The 14,505-nt window shown below is 67.4% G+C and carries 11 protein-coding genes and 2 CRISPR repeat arrays (1 of these 13 only partly in view); of the genes, 9 read left to right on the top strand and 2 right to left on the bottom strand.

Annotated features, from left to right (window positions below; genetic code table 11):
* Window positions 1-644: 644 nt before the first annotated feature.
* From RGE_RS23535 to cas2e, 9 genes are all read left to right on the top strand, one after another.
* Window positions 645-905, top strand: a complete 261-nt coding sequence (locus RGE_RS23535; protein WP_014426911.1) for a helix-turn-helix domain-containing protein — start codon at window positions 645-647, stop codon at window positions 903-905.
* 122 nt (window positions 906-1,027) lie between these two features.
* Window positions 1,028-3,703 (top strand): CRISPR-associated helicase/endonuclease Cas3, encoded by a 2,676-nt coding sequence (locus tag RGE_RS03405; protein WP_014426910.1) that lies wholly within the window; start codon window positions 1,028-1,030, stop codon window positions 3,701-3,703.
* Complete coding sequence (gene casA / locus RGE_RS03400; protein WP_014426909.1) at window positions 3,700-5,298, top strand: type I-E CRISPR-associated protein Cse1/CasA; 1,599 nt, start codon at window positions 3,700-3,702, stop codon at window positions 5,296-5,298. Before RGE_RS03405 ends, casA begins: the two co-directional genes overlap by 4 nt.
* Complete coding sequence (gene casB / locus RGE_RS03395) at window positions 5,295-5,843, top strand: type I-E CRISPR-associated protein Cse2/CasB (RefSeq protein ID WP_014426908.1); 549 nt, start codon at window positions 5,295-5,297, stop codon at window positions 5,841-5,843. The genes casA and casB overlap by 4 nt, the downstream gene beginning before the upstream one ends.
* 18 nt (window positions 5,844-5,861) lie before the next feature.
* Entirely contained in the window at window positions 5,862-7,022 is a 1,161-nt protein-coding gene (gene cas7e / locus RGE_RS03390) for a type I-E CRISPR-associated protein Cas7/Cse4/CasC (protein WP_014426907.1), read from the top strand.
* 1 nt (window position 7,023) lies between these two features.
* The gene (cas5e, locus tag RGE_RS03385; protein ID WP_014426906.1) at window positions 7,024-7,698 is read left to right on the top strand and encodes a type I-E CRISPR-associated protein Cas5/CasD; all 675 of its coding nucleotides are present in this window, start codon (window positions 7,024-7,026) and stop codon (window positions 7,696-7,698) included.
* The gene (cas6e, locus tag RGE_RS03380) at window positions 7,673-8,290 is read left to right on the top strand and encodes a type I-E CRISPR-associated protein Cas6/Cse3/CasE (protein ID WP_014426905.1); all 618 of its coding nucleotides are present in this window, start codon (window positions 7,673-7,675) and stop codon (window positions 8,288-8,290) included. The genes cas5e and cas6e overlap by 26 nt, the downstream gene beginning before the upstream one ends.
* A gap of 6 nt (window positions 8,291-8,296) precedes the next feature.
* The gene (cas1e, locus tag RGE_RS03375) at window positions 8,297-9,223 is read left to right on the top strand and encodes a type I-E CRISPR-associated endonuclease Cas1e (RefSeq protein ID WP_014426904.1); all 927 of its coding nucleotides are present in this window, start codon (window positions 8,297-8,299) and stop codon (window positions 9,221-9,223) included.
* Window positions 9,204-9,503 carry a type I-E CRISPR-associated endoribonuclease Cas2e gene (gene cas2e, locus RGE_RS03370; RefSeq protein WP_014426903.1) on the top strand — a complete coding sequence of 100 codons (300 nt, stop codon included), beginning with the start codon at window positions 9,204-9,206 and terminating at the stop codon, window positions 9,501-9,503. Before cas1e ends, cas2e begins: the two co-directional genes overlap by 20 nt.
* An 80-nt stretch (window positions 9,504-9,583) precedes the next feature.
* Window positions 9,584-10,039: a CRISPR direct-repeat array (repeat unit 29 nt; unit sequence GCGTTCCCCACGCGGGTGGGGATGAACCG).
* An 87-nt stretch (window positions 10,040-10,126) separates the two neighbouring features.
* Here the strand turns inward: cas2e and istB are convergent.
* Both istB and istA read right to left on the bottom strand, forming a co-directional pair.
* A complete protein-coding gene (istB, locus tag RGE_RS03365) occupies window positions 10,127-10,927 on the bottom strand; it encodes an IS21-like element helper ATPase IstB (protein WP_014426902.1) in 801 nt (266 codons plus the stop codon).
* Complete coding sequence (gene istA / locus RGE_RS03360; protein WP_014427981.1) at window positions 10,927-12,231, bottom strand: IS21 family transposase; 1,305 nt, start codon at window positions 12,229-12,231, stop codon at window positions 10,927-10,929. Before istA ends, istB begins: the two co-directional genes overlap by 1 nt.
* Window positions 12,232-12,317: 86 nt before the next feature.
* Window positions 12,318-14,505: a CRISPR direct-repeat array (repeat unit 29 nt; unit sequence GCGTTCCCCACGCGGGTGGGGATGAACCG) (it continues 467 nt past the right edge of the window).

The raw sequence follows: 14,505 nt of genomic DNA, 5'->3' as shown, positions 1-14,505 counted from the left end.
CTGGGACTAAGTCAAGGTTCACTGCGCCTCCTTGTCACGTTGCCCCAGCAGCACCGCGGCTCAGAAACTCTGGCTACGAGCCGTCTCCCGAGCGACGTGCTCACAAAGCACATCGATAGCCAATGCTACAGCATATGAGTAGCCGAAGCTACTCTAGCTGTAGCTACCGTCTTTGCCATGGCTACATGGAGCATTTCGGCAGAGGAACGGCGTGCGCTGCTTGAACAGGCACAGCGAGCGCTCGGGGGCAAAGCACGTCTTGGGCGTCGACTCGGATACCAAGACGGTGCATTCGTAGGCCAAATGCTTCGGGGCGACAGGCCGATTACCGAGCGGACGCTCGCGCGCTTGTTCGGTATCCACGAGTTGGCGCATCTATTTGCCGCGTCGTCGGAGGCGCAAAAACACGCTTCCGGGCGGGATCTTCCGCCACTACTACGCCCGCCCATCGCCATCGCGCTTCCCGTTGTCGTAGACGCAATGGTCGCTTGTACGAACAAGAGCGGGCTTCGTGCTGCCCTGAATGCTCTTCTCGATGACGATGCGCCACAGTACAGAGACCGCATCACCGAGTTGTTGACACCACATACGGTCCAGGCAGGGAAGCCTGCATAGACAAGCCCAATCAACACCTCAGCGCGGATATGCGCACGCGCGAAATCCGCCAAGGACAGACGATGCGCGAAGACGCTCGTAGCCGTATCGCGCGACACGTCCGCCGTCTACGAGTTCTCCGTGGCTTGTCGCAAGAACGCCTTGCAGAACTGGCGGATCTTCATCGCACCTACGTCGGGGCGGTTGAACGTGGAGAGCGAAACGTCTCTGTCGCCACCGTAGAGAGACTAGCCACCGCACTGGGGGTGGACGTGAGCGAGTTACTGAGGCCGACACAGCCGACCACATGAGTCGGTCGGGACGCAGACTGATCCATATCAGCCCCGACGCGCACACCCCGATTCAAGGCTCCCCTGGTGAGCCACTCGATCCGCAGAATGCGCCGCAAACAAGCGCTCCAGGGAGGAACGCGGTGCGGTTCGATGAGCTGGCAGTACAGGTTCGAGCGATATGGGCCAAGAGCGGCGACACGCAAGGACATGGCTTACTGGCACACATGCTGGATGTCGCGGCCGTCGCGCAGCGCATCCTTGAACGCGAGCCTCCGGCAGCGCTAGACCGAACCGCAGCCGCGCTGGGGCTGGACACAAAGCAGGCGCTGCGAACCATCGCAGCTTGGGCCGGGCTCCATGACTACGGCAAGGCGATACCGGGCTTCCAGTGCAAGTGGCCCACGGGCTACAACGCCTTGGTTGCTGCGGGGCTGTCGTTCCCCCGCTCGACGCTCACGGCGGATCGACATGATCTCGTCGGCACATTCGAACTGCTGCGCGTACTGGCGGAGACTTGGCCTGGCCACGAACGCTGGTTGGCAAGAGTGCTGGGCGCACACCACGGGCACTTCTTCGACGCTCAGCAGATCCGTGGCGGGCGCCGCGTCGGCGAACCACCGGCCTGGGAACTGGCACGACGAGAACTGCTGTCGGCCTACTTGGGGGCCCTCTCGATCCAAGGCGGGGCTCGTCGCGAATCCGAAGACGAACCGCCTCTGGCCGTCTGCGCCTGGCTTGCCGGACTGGTGAGCGTCGCCGACTGGATCGGCTCGAACATCGAGTGGTTCCCACTCGGGGAACGTGGTGCGACGCTCGAGGAACACCATGCGGCCGCCTTGGTTTGCGCGGAGGTTGCGCTAGATGCCATCGGCTGGCCGCGACACCTCCCGCTCCTTCGGCACGCAAGCACCACCGACGAGTTGATTCGCGCAATCGTCGGACGTGACGACATCAGCGCACGACCGCTGCAGTCGGCTGCCGACGAACTGCTGGCAGGCACTCACGGGCCAGCACTACTGCTCGTCGAGGCGCCGATGGGCGAAGGCAAAACCGAACTCGCCTTCCTCGCGCATCTACGCCTGCAGGCCGCTGTTGGGCACCGTGGCCTCTACGTCGCCTTGCCGACACAGGCGACCGGCAATGCGATGTTCGATCGCACGCTGCAGTTCTTGCGAGCTTTCGGACGCGAAACGTCGCTCGACATCCAGTTGGCTCATGGCGGCGCCCTGCTCGACGACCGTCTCGTCGAACTGCGGGGCATACACGGTGAGGGCGCCGCCGATGTGCGCTCGTCGGTCTGGTTCTCGCAGCGACGTCGGCCCCTGCTGTCGCCGTACGGCGTCGGCACCGTAGATCAGGCTTTGTTCGCGACGCTCAACGTCAAACATCACTTCGTTCGCCTGTGGGGCCTGGCAAACCGTGTCGTGGTGCTAGACGAAGTGCACGCCTACGACACCTATACCGGCGGGCTAATCGAAGAGCTGCTCGGTTGGTTGAAGGCCCTCGGTTGTTCGGTCGTTCTGATGAGCGCCACATTGCCTGCGGCGCGTCGGGAAGCGCTGCTGCGCCGCTGGGGCGTCAGCCCCTCGGCTGCGCCTGTCTTGCCATATCCCCGCCTGCTGGCGGCCAGTGACAGCGGTCTCGACGGGCGCCACTTCGCTTCGCGCGATCAGGCACCGATCCTCATCGAGGCGCTCGGCGAGGACATCGAGACCATCGCTGACGAGGCGGCCCGCCGAGCCGGCGGTGGCGGTTGTGGCGCCGTGATCGTCAACACCGTGGCTCGCGCCCAGCAACTGCACGAACTGCTGCGGCAGCGCCTGCCTGAGTCCGTCCGCCTGCTGCTGTTCCACGCCCGCTTTCCGGCGGATGAACGCGCGGCTCGCGAGCAGACCGTGATGCAGGCCTTCGGCAAGATGGCCGCGCGACCGGACGGCGCCTTGCTCGTCGCGACACAGGTCGTCGAACAGAGCCTGGACATCGACTTCGACTTTCTCATCAGTGATCTCGCCCCCGTCGACCTGCTTCTGCAGCGAGCGGGGCGTCTGCACCGGCATGAACGCGCGCGGCCACCGGCACATGCCGACGCGCGCCTGATCGTTGCCGGCCTCTTGGCGCACCGACTGCCGGACCTGGAACGCACCGGCTGGGGCTCGCTGTACGGGCCTTACCCGCTGTACCGGACCTGGGCCTTCGCCTCGCGTGAGGCTGAATGGCGTCTGCCCCGGGACATAGACCGACTGGTGCAGACCGTCTACGGCGACGCCCCGCTACCCGCCGGTCTGCCCACAGGCGCCGCCGACCTGATCGAAGGCGATGCCTGGGGTGATCAGTTGGCACGCGAGCAGATCGAATCAAGCTTCGCCCGCAACGCTGCCGTCAGCTCAGACGCAGCCGTCACGAACGCCTACAGCGGCAAGCCCGGTAGCGAAGAAGGCAGCGGCCTGGGCCTGACCAACCAGACCCGACTCGGCGACGCATCGGTCACCGTGGTTCCGATCCATGTCGACGACGGCGGCTGGCGGGTGGCGCCAGACGACGCCCCGTTCGATCCCGGGCTCAAACCCATGCCGGAACTAGCCAAACGGCTGCTGTCACGGCAGGTCAGGCTGTCCAGTAAGGCGATCGTCAAGGAACTGCTGGCCAGCGACCCGCCCGCCGGGTTCCAGGAGCACCCCTGGCTACGAGACGTCCGGCCACTGTGCTTGCGCGGCGGTGTCGCCACCGTCGGGCGGGTCGTGGTCCGGTTCGACAAGGTCCTGGGCATCGTCTACGAGCGCCCTGCGACCTCTTCCGCAAAGGAAAGCGCCGCATGAACATGCACTGCCCAACACCAGCATCTCCGGCCTTCAACCTATTGGACGAGCCTTGGATCCCGGTGCTTTACGCCGACGGGCGCAGCTCCGCCGTTGGCTTGCGCGAGGTGTTCGCCGAGGCCGGGCGTATCGTCGCCATCGCAGAGCCGTCGCCGCCCTCACTGGTGGCCATCCACCGGCTGCTGCTGGCCATCCTGCATCGGGCGGTGACACAACAGTTCGGGCGCTGGAACGACCGCGACCGGGCCGTTTGGTACGACGACGGCCTCCCGCAAGCCGCTGTGGAGCACTACCTGGAGCAATGGCGGGAGAACTTCTGGCTGCTCGGCGGTGAGCGCCCATTCATGCAGGTGCCGGCACTCGCACAGGCTGAGGAGACGCTGGACAAGTTCAAGCCTTGGACGCAGATCGCGTTGGGACGCGCTTGCGGCAACACCCCAGTCGTGTTCGACCACATGCTGGATGACTCGGCACCCGCGATCACGGCGGCAGACGCCGCGCGCACGATGCTCGGCTTTCTGCAGTTCACCCCGGGAGGGCTGGTCAAGGTCTTCCGCAGCGCTGACAACGCCGGCCCACTCGCCAACACGGCCGCAATCATGCCGGTCGGCAACAGCCTCGCCCGCACTCTCGTTTTGTCCTTGCACCCGGCGCCCGAGACGCCTGACAGCGATCGGCCAGCATGGGAGTGCAGCCCGCCGACCGTCGCAGAGCTCACCGGCATGGCCAAGCCGAGCACCGGCCCGTGCGACCGCTACACGCGGTTGAGTCGTTCGATCCTGCTCAAGCCCGAGCCGGTGGACTCGGGCCTTCACGTCCGGCACCTTCGTTTCGGTGCCGGACTGGCCTTGCTCGAGGATGTCAACGCGCCAGACCCGATGGCGGCATTCCGCGGCGGGTCCTCGGGGCCTGTGCGCATGACGTTCGCCGATGGCCGCCCGCTGTGGCGCGACCTGGCGGCGCTGCTGCCTGAACTGGCCGGACCGAACTCGAAGCCGGCAGCGGCGGTAGCTTGGGCAGCCGACCTGCAAGAGATCCGTGGCGACTGGGACAGCGATGTACCGGTTCTCGTAGCGGGCTTGCGTTCCGATCAAGCCAAGTTGGTGCGCTGGCGGGTCGAGCACGTTCACTTGCCGGTTGCCGGCCTGTGCAAAGCCGACGTCGCCGCGGTCATCGCCGACCAACTGAAACGCGCAGACGACTTCTACCAGCGCCTTCGTCTGACCGCCATCAGCATGCTGGCGGCCGCCCTGCCTGATTCGAAGTCGAAGGAGACGCGGGCGCGGGCACGTTCGATCCTGGAGACGAGCGCGTTCCCGGCCACGTTCTTCGCGGCGGCAGAACGCGGTCTTGGCTTGCTGTTGAAAGCCGTCGGAGAAGGAGATACCGAGCGGGCACGGGACGACTGGACCGCGACGCTGCGCAATGCGGCCGCCACCGCATGGCCCGTCGCCCGGGCACTGCTGGGTCACTCCGCCGCCGCACTACGCGCCGAAGCGCTGGCGCATCCGAAGTACCAGCAAGCGCTGGCATCGATTGCCGACGCGCTGCCCGACACCGCCGACAACCAGCCCACCGAGGAGGCCAGATCGTGAGCGAGCACGCGAACGCATTCGTCCAGCACCTTCAGTCTCTTGCCCTGCGTGACCGCGGCGCCATCGCAGCGCTGCGGCGCAGCCTCGCTTTCGCACCTGGAACCTACCCGCCAGCCTATCCGGCGGTCGAGCGCTTCGCCGCACAGGGTGAGGATCGGGAAGCGGCGCGACGTGCGCTGTATCTCTGTGCAGGGCTGTTCGCGCTCCACCCGGCGCACGCGTCGGGCCGCGCATTGGCCACAGGGCTGGGCGAGACACTGATCCGGCGCGACAGCCCGAGCATCGAGAAGCGCTTCATCGCATTGCTCGGCGCAGATCCGGACGCGCTGGCAGATCACCTGCGACAGGCCATATCGCTGCTGGCCGCCGACGGCGTGGGCTTGGACTACGTCTTGTTGCTCGCCGACCTGCGGGACCTGCTCGACCCCTGGAACGAGGAGCGCCGCGACCGCGCACGCCAGCGGTGGGCACGGGCCTTCTATCGCGTGGCAGCACACGAGCACGCCTCGGAGCCCGGCACCGACGCCGCTGACGACCAATCCTGACCCTCCCAAGGAGCTTCCATGACCCTCTTCGTCGAGTACCACCTGATCCAGAACTTCGCGCCGTCGAACCTCAACCGGGACGACACCGGCGCACCGAAGGACGCCGTCTTCGGCGGCCACCGTCGAGCCCGCGTCAGCAGCCAGTGCTTCAAGCGAGCGATCCGGCTCGACGCCGCCGCCGCAGATCGCATCGATGAGCAGGCACGCGGCGTACGCACGAAGAAGCTGCTGGCACAGGTGCAACAGCAACTGGCCGCACGCGGAAGAACTCCGGAAGAAGCGGAAGCGAGGATCCGGACTGCACTGGCATCGGTCGGGCTACAGATCACGCCCGAGGGCGCGACCCAATACGCTCTGTTTCTCGGCGTTCGCGAGATTTCCGGCCTTGCCGAGGTCATCGACACGCACTGGGACGAACTCGCCCCGCCCACCGATGACGGCAAGGGTGCAAAGACGAAAAAGCAGGCCAAGGCTGCAGCACCAGACGGCGTGAAGAAGGCCGTGACCCAGGTGCTGGACGGTGGCAAGGCGGTTGACGTCGCGCTGTTCGGGCGCATGCTCGCTGACCTGCCGAGCGCAAACCAGGACGCTGCGTGCCAGGTCGCGCACGCCATTAGCACCCACCGCGTCGAGCGCGAGTTCGACTATTTCACTGCTGTCGACGATCTCGGTACAGCAGACGAGACCGGTGCCGGCATGATCGGGCAGGTCGAGTTCAACTCCGCGACCTTCTACCGCTACGCGGTGCTCGACCTGGACAAGCTCGCCACCAATCTTCAGGGCGATGGCGATCTGGTGCTGGCCGGCGTGGCCGGATTCACCGAATCGATCGCGCGTGCGATTCCGACGGGCAAGCAGAACACCTTCGCGGCGCACAACCCTCCCAGTTTCATCGGCATTGCGCTGCGCCATGCCGCCCCGCTGAACCTGGCGAACGCCTTCGAGACACCGATCTGGCCCGAACGGCAGTTGGCCATCACCAGCAAGTCGGTGCGGGCGCTTGCCGCGCTGGAACGACAGCTTGGCGGAGCCTATGGCGACCCGAGGGACCGTTGGGCCGTGCTGGATCTCACCGGCGAGTGGCCGCAGGACACGGCGACCGTAGCACCCACGGTCGGGGCGCTCGCCGAATGGGTGGTGCAGGCCACCCGCCAGCACCTTGCCGGCGTCAGGGGCTGAAATGCCTACGCTGCTGCTGGAGCTTGTTGCGCCGATGCAGTCCTGGGGCACGACGAGCCGCTTTGACGAACGCGACAGCCAGCTCGAACCATCCAAGTCCGGCGTGCTGGGACTCATTTGCGCAGCCTTGGGACGCGACCGCGGTGAGCCCGTGGACGACCTTGTGCGTCTGCGCATGGGCGTCAGGGTGGACCGCGAGGGGATGCTGATGCGCGACTACCAGACTGCCCAAGGCGTGCTGATCGCCGGCACCGGCAAGCCCGATCGGGAACGCACCGTCGTGAGCCCGCGCTTCTACCTCGCCGATGCGGCCTTCCTCGTCGGCCTGGAAGGGGAAGACGGCGCGTTGCTGGCCCGCATCGCCGAAGCGTTGACACGGCCCCGCTGGCCGCTGGCGCTTGGCCGCAAGGCATTCCCGCCATCGCGGCCGTTGGTAACCGATGCCACGCAGGCCGTCGTGCCTGCCGCACTCGAGGAGGCGTTGGCCCAGCGAGCCAGGGTGGCCGCACCGCGCCGGGAACACCTTGCCCAGCCGGTGCGCCTGCTGCTCGAAACCCCCGGTGTCGGCTCGCTTCGCCACGACCAGCCGATTGCACCGTTCTCGACCCGGCAATTCGGTCCCCGTTTCGTCAGTTCCGGAGTCCTCGACCATGTACCTGAGCCTGCTCAAGCCTGACCCGACGAAGACGGACGGCCGTCGCGACCTGGCAGACGCCTATGAGATGCACCGCACCTTGTCGCGGGCGTTCGTCACGGAAGATGGGAGCGGTGTCGCACGTTTCCTGTGGCGGCTGGAAGACGCCGCCGCGCTCGCCGCTCCCAGCGTCCTCGTGCAGTCCATCGTGCCAGGTCAGTGGGATTCGATAGACACCCGCGCGGGCTACCTGTTGGAACCGGTGCAGACGAAACACATCGACTTGAAGTCGGTGGTGCAGCCCGGTCGGACCTTCCGGTTCCGGTTGCGCGCGAATCCCGCCGTCAAGCGCAACGGACGCCGCTGGGGACTTCACGACAGTGCCGAACAACTGGAATGGCTGCAGCGGCAAGGTGACCGCCACGGCTTCCGGATCAACGGCGCGGATTGCTCCTGCAAGGCGCGGCTCGACACGCGGCAGCGAAGCGGTGGAGCACGCATCACCATCGACACCGTGCTCTTCAATGGCGTGCTGGAGGTCAGCGATGCGCCAGCCCTCCAAGCGGCACTGACGGGTGGCATCGGTCCGGCCAAGGCAATGGGGCTCGGCCTGTTGTCTCTCGGGCCCGCGTGAGCCCCGATGAACAACACGCCGCTGCCGCCGCTCAAACCGATTCCGATCCGTGAGCGCATCTCGGTCGTCTTCATCGAGCGCGGTGAGATCGACGTGGTCGACGGTGCGTTCGTGGTTGTTGACGTCACCGGCGTGCGCACCCACATCCCGGTGGGCGGTGTCGCCTGCATCATGCTGGAACCGGGGACACGCCTGTCTCACCGCGCGGCAGCGCTGGCTGCCCGCGTGGGCACCTTGCTAGTCTGGGTCGGTGAAGCCGGCGTGCGCTTGTACTCCTCTGGGCAGCCGGGTGGAGCCCGGTCCGACCGATTGCTTTACCAGGCCATGCTCGCGTTGGACGAGACGCTGCGGCTCAAGGTCGTCCGCAAGATGTACGCGCTGCGTTTCGGCGAAGAGCCGCCGGCGCGCCGCAGCGTTGAGCAGTTGCGCGGCATCGAGGGCGTGCGCGTACGCAAGACGTATCAGTTGATTGCGCGGCAGTTCGGCCTCCAGTGGTCAGGACGCGACTACGACCACGAGGACTGGAACAGCGCTGACATCGCCAACCGCTGCCTATCGGCGGCCACCTCATGTCTGTACGGCGTGGCTGAAGCCGCAGTGCTGGCCGCCGGCTACGCGCCCGCCGTAGGCTTCATCCACACGGGAAAACCACTGTCATTCGTCTACGACGTGGCCGACATCTACAAGTTCGAGACGGTGGTCCCAGTTGCATTCAAGGTGGCGGCCGCGAAGCCAGCCGGCAACCCGGAACGGGCCGTACGTCTTGGGTGCCGAGACATCTTCCGACAGACCAAACTGCTCGAGCGGATCATCCCCGACATCGAGGACGTACTGGCGGCAGGAGAAGTTGCACCGCCCGAGGCACCGCCAGACGCAGTGGGCCCTGCTCTGCCGAACGAGGAGAACATCGGCGATGCTGGTCATCGTTCTTGAGAATGCGCCACCGCGCCTTCGCGGCCGGCTTGCGGTGTGGCTGCTGGAAGTTCGTGCCGGGGTCTACGTCGGCAACTACAGCCGGCGCGTGCGCGAACACATCTGGGCGCAGGTCGAGGAGGGGCTGGAAGACGGCAACGCCGTGCTCGTTTGGCGCAGCAGCGCCGAAGCGGGGTTCGAGTTCACGACACTGGGTCGCAATAGGCGGATGCCAACGGACTTCGATGGTGTCCAGTTGGTCAGCTTCCTGCCGGAAGTACCGGCGACCGGGGCTCTTTAAAAAACTGGAAATGGGCGCCTCAGCTCGGTAGCGTTGGACGCGCCCAAAAGCCTGTTTGTTTTCAACGGGTTGGAGGAAGTGCGTTCCCCACGCGGGTGGGGATGAACCGCCCAGCCGCTACACCGACGCCGAACAGCAGCGGCGTTCCCCACGCGGGTGGGGATGAACCGCTCTCCCAGGGCTGGCGCGCGGTCCACTCGTCGCGTTCCCCACGCGGGTGGGGATGAACCGGCAGCAGGGCGTTCAGGTTGAGCAGCGTCGCAGCGTTCCCCACGCGGGTGGGGATGAACCGGCGGCAATGCAACCGATGAAGAGGGCGCGATCGCGTTCCCCACGCGGGTGGGGATGAACCGCGAATGGGTCGCGCGCGCGCGCCGTGATCAGCGCGTTCCCCACGCGGGTGGGGATGAACCGGCGTTTGAGCACGGCATCTTCACTGATGCCGAGCGTTCCCCACGCGGGTGGGGATGAACCGGCACCAAAGGTGAGCATGAGTTGACCACGCGGGCGTTCCCCACGCGGGTGGGGATGAACCGTCTCCGAATACTCATCGGCGACCCATGTCAAGCGACATCGAGAACTGACCCCCCGGCGACATCCAGAAGTGACCCCCGGGTGGTGGTTCAGTTGGTTGTTGCGGGGTTCGCTCCGGCCTGGTTAACCAGGCCGGAGCGGCGCTTGGTCCGCAGCCGGTAGCTGTCGCCGCGGATGGTGAGGACGTGGCTGTGGTGCAGCAGCCGGTCGAGGATGGCGGTGGCGACGACGGCGTCGCCGAAGACGCCGCCCCACTCGGCCACCGAGCGGTTGCTGGTCACGAGCATCGAGCCGCGCTCGTAGCGGCGGCTTACGAGCTGGAAGAACAGGTGTGCGGCGTTGGCCTCGAACGGCAGGTAGCCGAGTTCGTCGACGACCAGCAGCTTGGGCTTGGCGAAGTGCACGAGCTTCTCCTCCAGCCGGCCTTCGACGTGCGCCCGCACCAGCTGCGTCACCAGGCTCGTCGCTGGCACGAAGAGCGTGCTGTAGCCGCGCACGATGGCCTCGCGCCCGAGAGCGACAGCCAGGTGCGTCTTGCCGACGCCGGGCGGCCCGAGCAGCAGCACGCTGTCGCCGTTGGCAACCCAGCGCGAGGTGGCCAGCTCGCGGATCTGCTTGGGGTCCACCGACGGCTGCGCGTCGTACTCGAAGCCCTCCAGCGTGCGCACGCAGGGGAACTTGGCGATGGACATGCCCATCTGGATGCGCCGCTCGTCCTTGCGGGCGACCTCGGCCGCGCACAGCATCGACAGCGCCTCGCGCAGGTTCAGCTCGGCCCGCGCGGCCTGGTCCAACAGCGTGTCGAGCTGGTCTCGGATGGCGGTGAGCTTGAGCCGCGTAAGCATGGGCTCGAGCGCGTCGAGTTCCTCGGTCTTCTTCGACGCGGCCATCACCAGCTTCCTCCGGCGACGGCCTCGTACTGATCGAGCGGGCGCTGCAACTCGCCAGGCACCGGGGCTATCGGCGGCGGCATCTTCGGTAGCCACGTCATCCCGGCCAACTGGCCGCCGACGATGCCCACCAGGTGGCTGCGCTCGATGACGCTGCAGCGCCGCAGCGCGCTCTGCGCGTGGCAGGCCACTTCCTGGCCGGCGTAGAGCACTCGCACCTGACGCTCGGCGACGACGACGGTGACCGTCTCGCCGATGAGCCGCCACGGCACGCTGTAGCGGTTGGTGTCCAGCTCGATACAGGCGTCGGTGTGCACGCGCCGCGTGACCTCGCGCACCTGCAGGAACGGCGCCTTGGACGGCAGCGGCCGCAACGCGGCGCGCTCGTGCCGCTCGAAGCGCTGCAGCGGCGGCTCGCCGGTGCTGCCGTGGATGCGCACGTCGGCGACTTCGCGCACCCAGCGCTCCAGGTGCGCCTGCAGTTCCTCGACGCTGGCGAAGCGGTGCCCGGCGATGGCGTTGCGCTTGACGTAGCCGACGCCACGCTCGTCCTTGCCCTTGGTCCGCGCGCGATACGGCGCGCAGGCCCGCGGCGTGAAGTCCCAGTAACGGCAGAACGCGTGGAAGCGGTCGTTGAAGCGCACCTCGCGCGTCTGCGCGTTGTGCTCGGTGACCAGCGGCTTGGCGTTGTCCAGCAGGACTTCGTGCGGCACGCCGCCGAAGCGCCGGAAGGCGCCTTCCAGGCCGTGCAGCCACGACGACTGGCGCTCATGCAGGAAGACGGCGACGTGACAGCGCCGGCTGTAGCCGAGCGTGGCGACGAACAGGTGGATGCGCAGCGGCTCGCCGTCCACGATGACTGACGTGCTGCCGAAGTCGATTTGCAGTTGCTGGCCGGGCGCGGTCTCGTAGCGCACTGTGGCCACGCTCTCGGCCCGCAACTCCCGACGCAGCGGCTCGACGGCACGCTGGACGGTGCGCAGGCTCACGCGGATGCCCAGCTCTCGCTGCAGGTCCTGGCGCACGACGTCGGCGTTGCCGCGGTGCTGCCGCAGCCGCTCGGCCAGCCACTGCCGGTGCGGCTCCAGGACGCTCTCGCGGTGCGTCGTGCGCATCGGCCGCCAGCCGCCTTGCCGCAGGTACTCGCGCACCGTGTTGCGGCTGCAGCCCAGTTCCCGGCTGATGCGCTTGGCTCCCCATCCCAGCGCCTGCAGCGCCAGCATCTTCTGCACCTCCTGTGGCGCCAGCATCGTGTCGCTCCCCGGGCCTCGTTGGACCGGCTGAGCTTGGAACACTTCCTCCATCGACCTCTCCTTCGTCAGCGAAGGGGGTCAGTTCTCAATGACGCCAGGGGGGCAGTTTTGCGTGTCGCCCAACAACCCATTTCGCAGCGTTCCCCACGCGGGTGGGGATGAACCGTTGGCGTTGCCCCATCAACGCTGACTAGAGCGGCGTTCCCCACGCGGGTGGGGATGAACCGTCGCCTACGTAGAGATCGAGTTCACGGGACACGCGTTCCCCACGCGGGTGGGGATGAACCGCCTTGACGTCATGTGCGGCGACTGCGGGTTGAAGCGTTCCCCACGCGGGTGGGGATGAACCGTGATCCTCAACTCAGAGGCGCTTGCCGCGCTGGCGTTCCCCACGCGGGTGGGGATGAACCGTGAAGCAGTCGCAGATGTGGACGCTGTCCGCCGCGTTCCCCACGCGGGTGGGGATGAACCGTGGCGCAACCTGCCCCACGCCCTGCAAGGCGGGCGTTCCCCACGCGGGTGGGGATGAACCGCGTCGCCGATGCGTGATCCGCTGGTGCGCGAGGCGTTCCCCACGCGGGTGGGGATGAACCGGCTGCGATGTGTGGGTGCTGGCCGATGGCGCCGCGTTCCCCACGCGGGTGGGGATGAACCGAGCGGATGCGGGCCTATTGGGCGCGTCGGCAGGCGTTCCCCACGCGGGTGGGGATGAACCGACCGGCGCGACGCTGCGCATCGGGTTGCGGGCGCGTTCCCCACGCGGGTGGGGATGAACCGCCCCGTGCGCCAGGCCGGCGCGCCAGCCGGCGGCGTTCCCCACGCGGGTGGGGATGAACCGGGACACGAGATGACTGAGCGCGATCACGCGATGCGTTCCCCACGCGGGTGGGGATGAACCGATCGAAGATGCTGCGGACGCCGTTTGCCGGCGGCGTTCCCCACGCGGGTGGGGATGAACCGCGAGATCCCGCGCTCGGCCGCATAGCGCACCAGCGTTCCCCACGCGGGTGGGGATGAACCGATCGTGCCGACGACGGTCGAGCCTGCGGAGACGCGTTCCCCACGCGGGTGGGGATGAACCGCTCGGCGTCAATGCGGTCCTTCATGTAGCCCAGCGTTCCCCACGCGGGTGGGGATGAACCGCCATGGCTCGCCAGATCAACGGCCGCGATCGCGCGTTCCCCACGCGGGTGGGGATGAACCGATGGAAACCGAGGTCGCCGCCGACAACGCCGAGCGTTCCCCACGCGGGTGGGGATGAACCGCTGGAGGACAGCCAGGCCCTGCTGCTGATGCTGCGTTCCCCACGCGGGTGGGGATGAACCGTCGGCCAGGCCGAGCGCACGCTTCGCGCGCACGCGTTCCCCACGCGGGTGGGGATGAACCGAAGTTCAAAGCCGGCGACAAGGGGGCGGCGCTGCGTTCCCCACGCGGGTGGGGATGAACCGCAGCGCCTTGGCGTCACGGTCACGGTCGGCCAGCGTTCCCCACGCGGGTGGGGATGAACCGCGGTGCTGGCCAAGGGGGTGCTGCGGCGACTGGGCGTTCCCCACGCGGGTGGGGATGAACCGCCGCCTTCGATGGTGGTCCCGTGCTTCGTGGCGCGTTCCCCACGCGGGTGGGGATGAACCGCCGATCGTCGGCACGCCGGCCGGGCACAGGTAGCGTTCCCCACGCGGGTGGGGATGAACCGGTGGACGGCCGCTGGTCTGAAGCCAAGCTCGCCGCGTTCCCCACGCGGGTGGGGATGAACCGTTCGGGCGCGTGCCGGCGCTGGTGTTGGGGATGCGTTCCCCAAGCGGGTGGGGATGAACCGGACACGGGGAAGAGCAGCCCGCTCGACGCGCCGCGTTCCCCACGCGGGTGGGGATGAACCGTCGATCGTGAGGCTGTCGGCCTGATCGTAGATGCGTTCCCCACGCGGGTGGGGATGAACCGTAGCTGTCGGGCGCCGAGGTGCCACCCACGACGCGTTCCCCACGCGGGTGGGGATGAACCGCGCGCGCAGACCGCCAAGACCCTGGCCGAGGCGCGTTCCCCACGCGGGTGGGGATGAACCGGACCTGCTTCGCGCGGCGCTGCGCGATGCTGTGCGTTCCCCACGCGGGTGGGGATGAACCGGGCTGGATGGAGCTGAAGGACGGCCTCCGGCGGCGTTCCCCACGCGGGTGGGGATGAACCGCTGTCGACCACGATGTCGCAGCTTTCCGGCCAGCGTTCCCCACGCGGGTGGGGATGAACCGATGTGCGTGACGCGGATGCCGTCCTTGGCCAGGCGTTCCTCACGCGGGTGGGGATGAACCGACTTCCGGTAGGGCTCCGGCT

This window comes from Rubrivivax gelatinosus IL144 (genome assembly GCF_000284255.1).
Taxonomy (GTDB): Bacteria; Pseudomonadota; Gammaproteobacteria; order Burkholderiales; family Burkholderiaceae_C; genus Rubrivivax; species Rubrivivax gelatinosus_A.
This window is presented reverse-complemented; position numbering and strand designations above follow the sequence as displayed.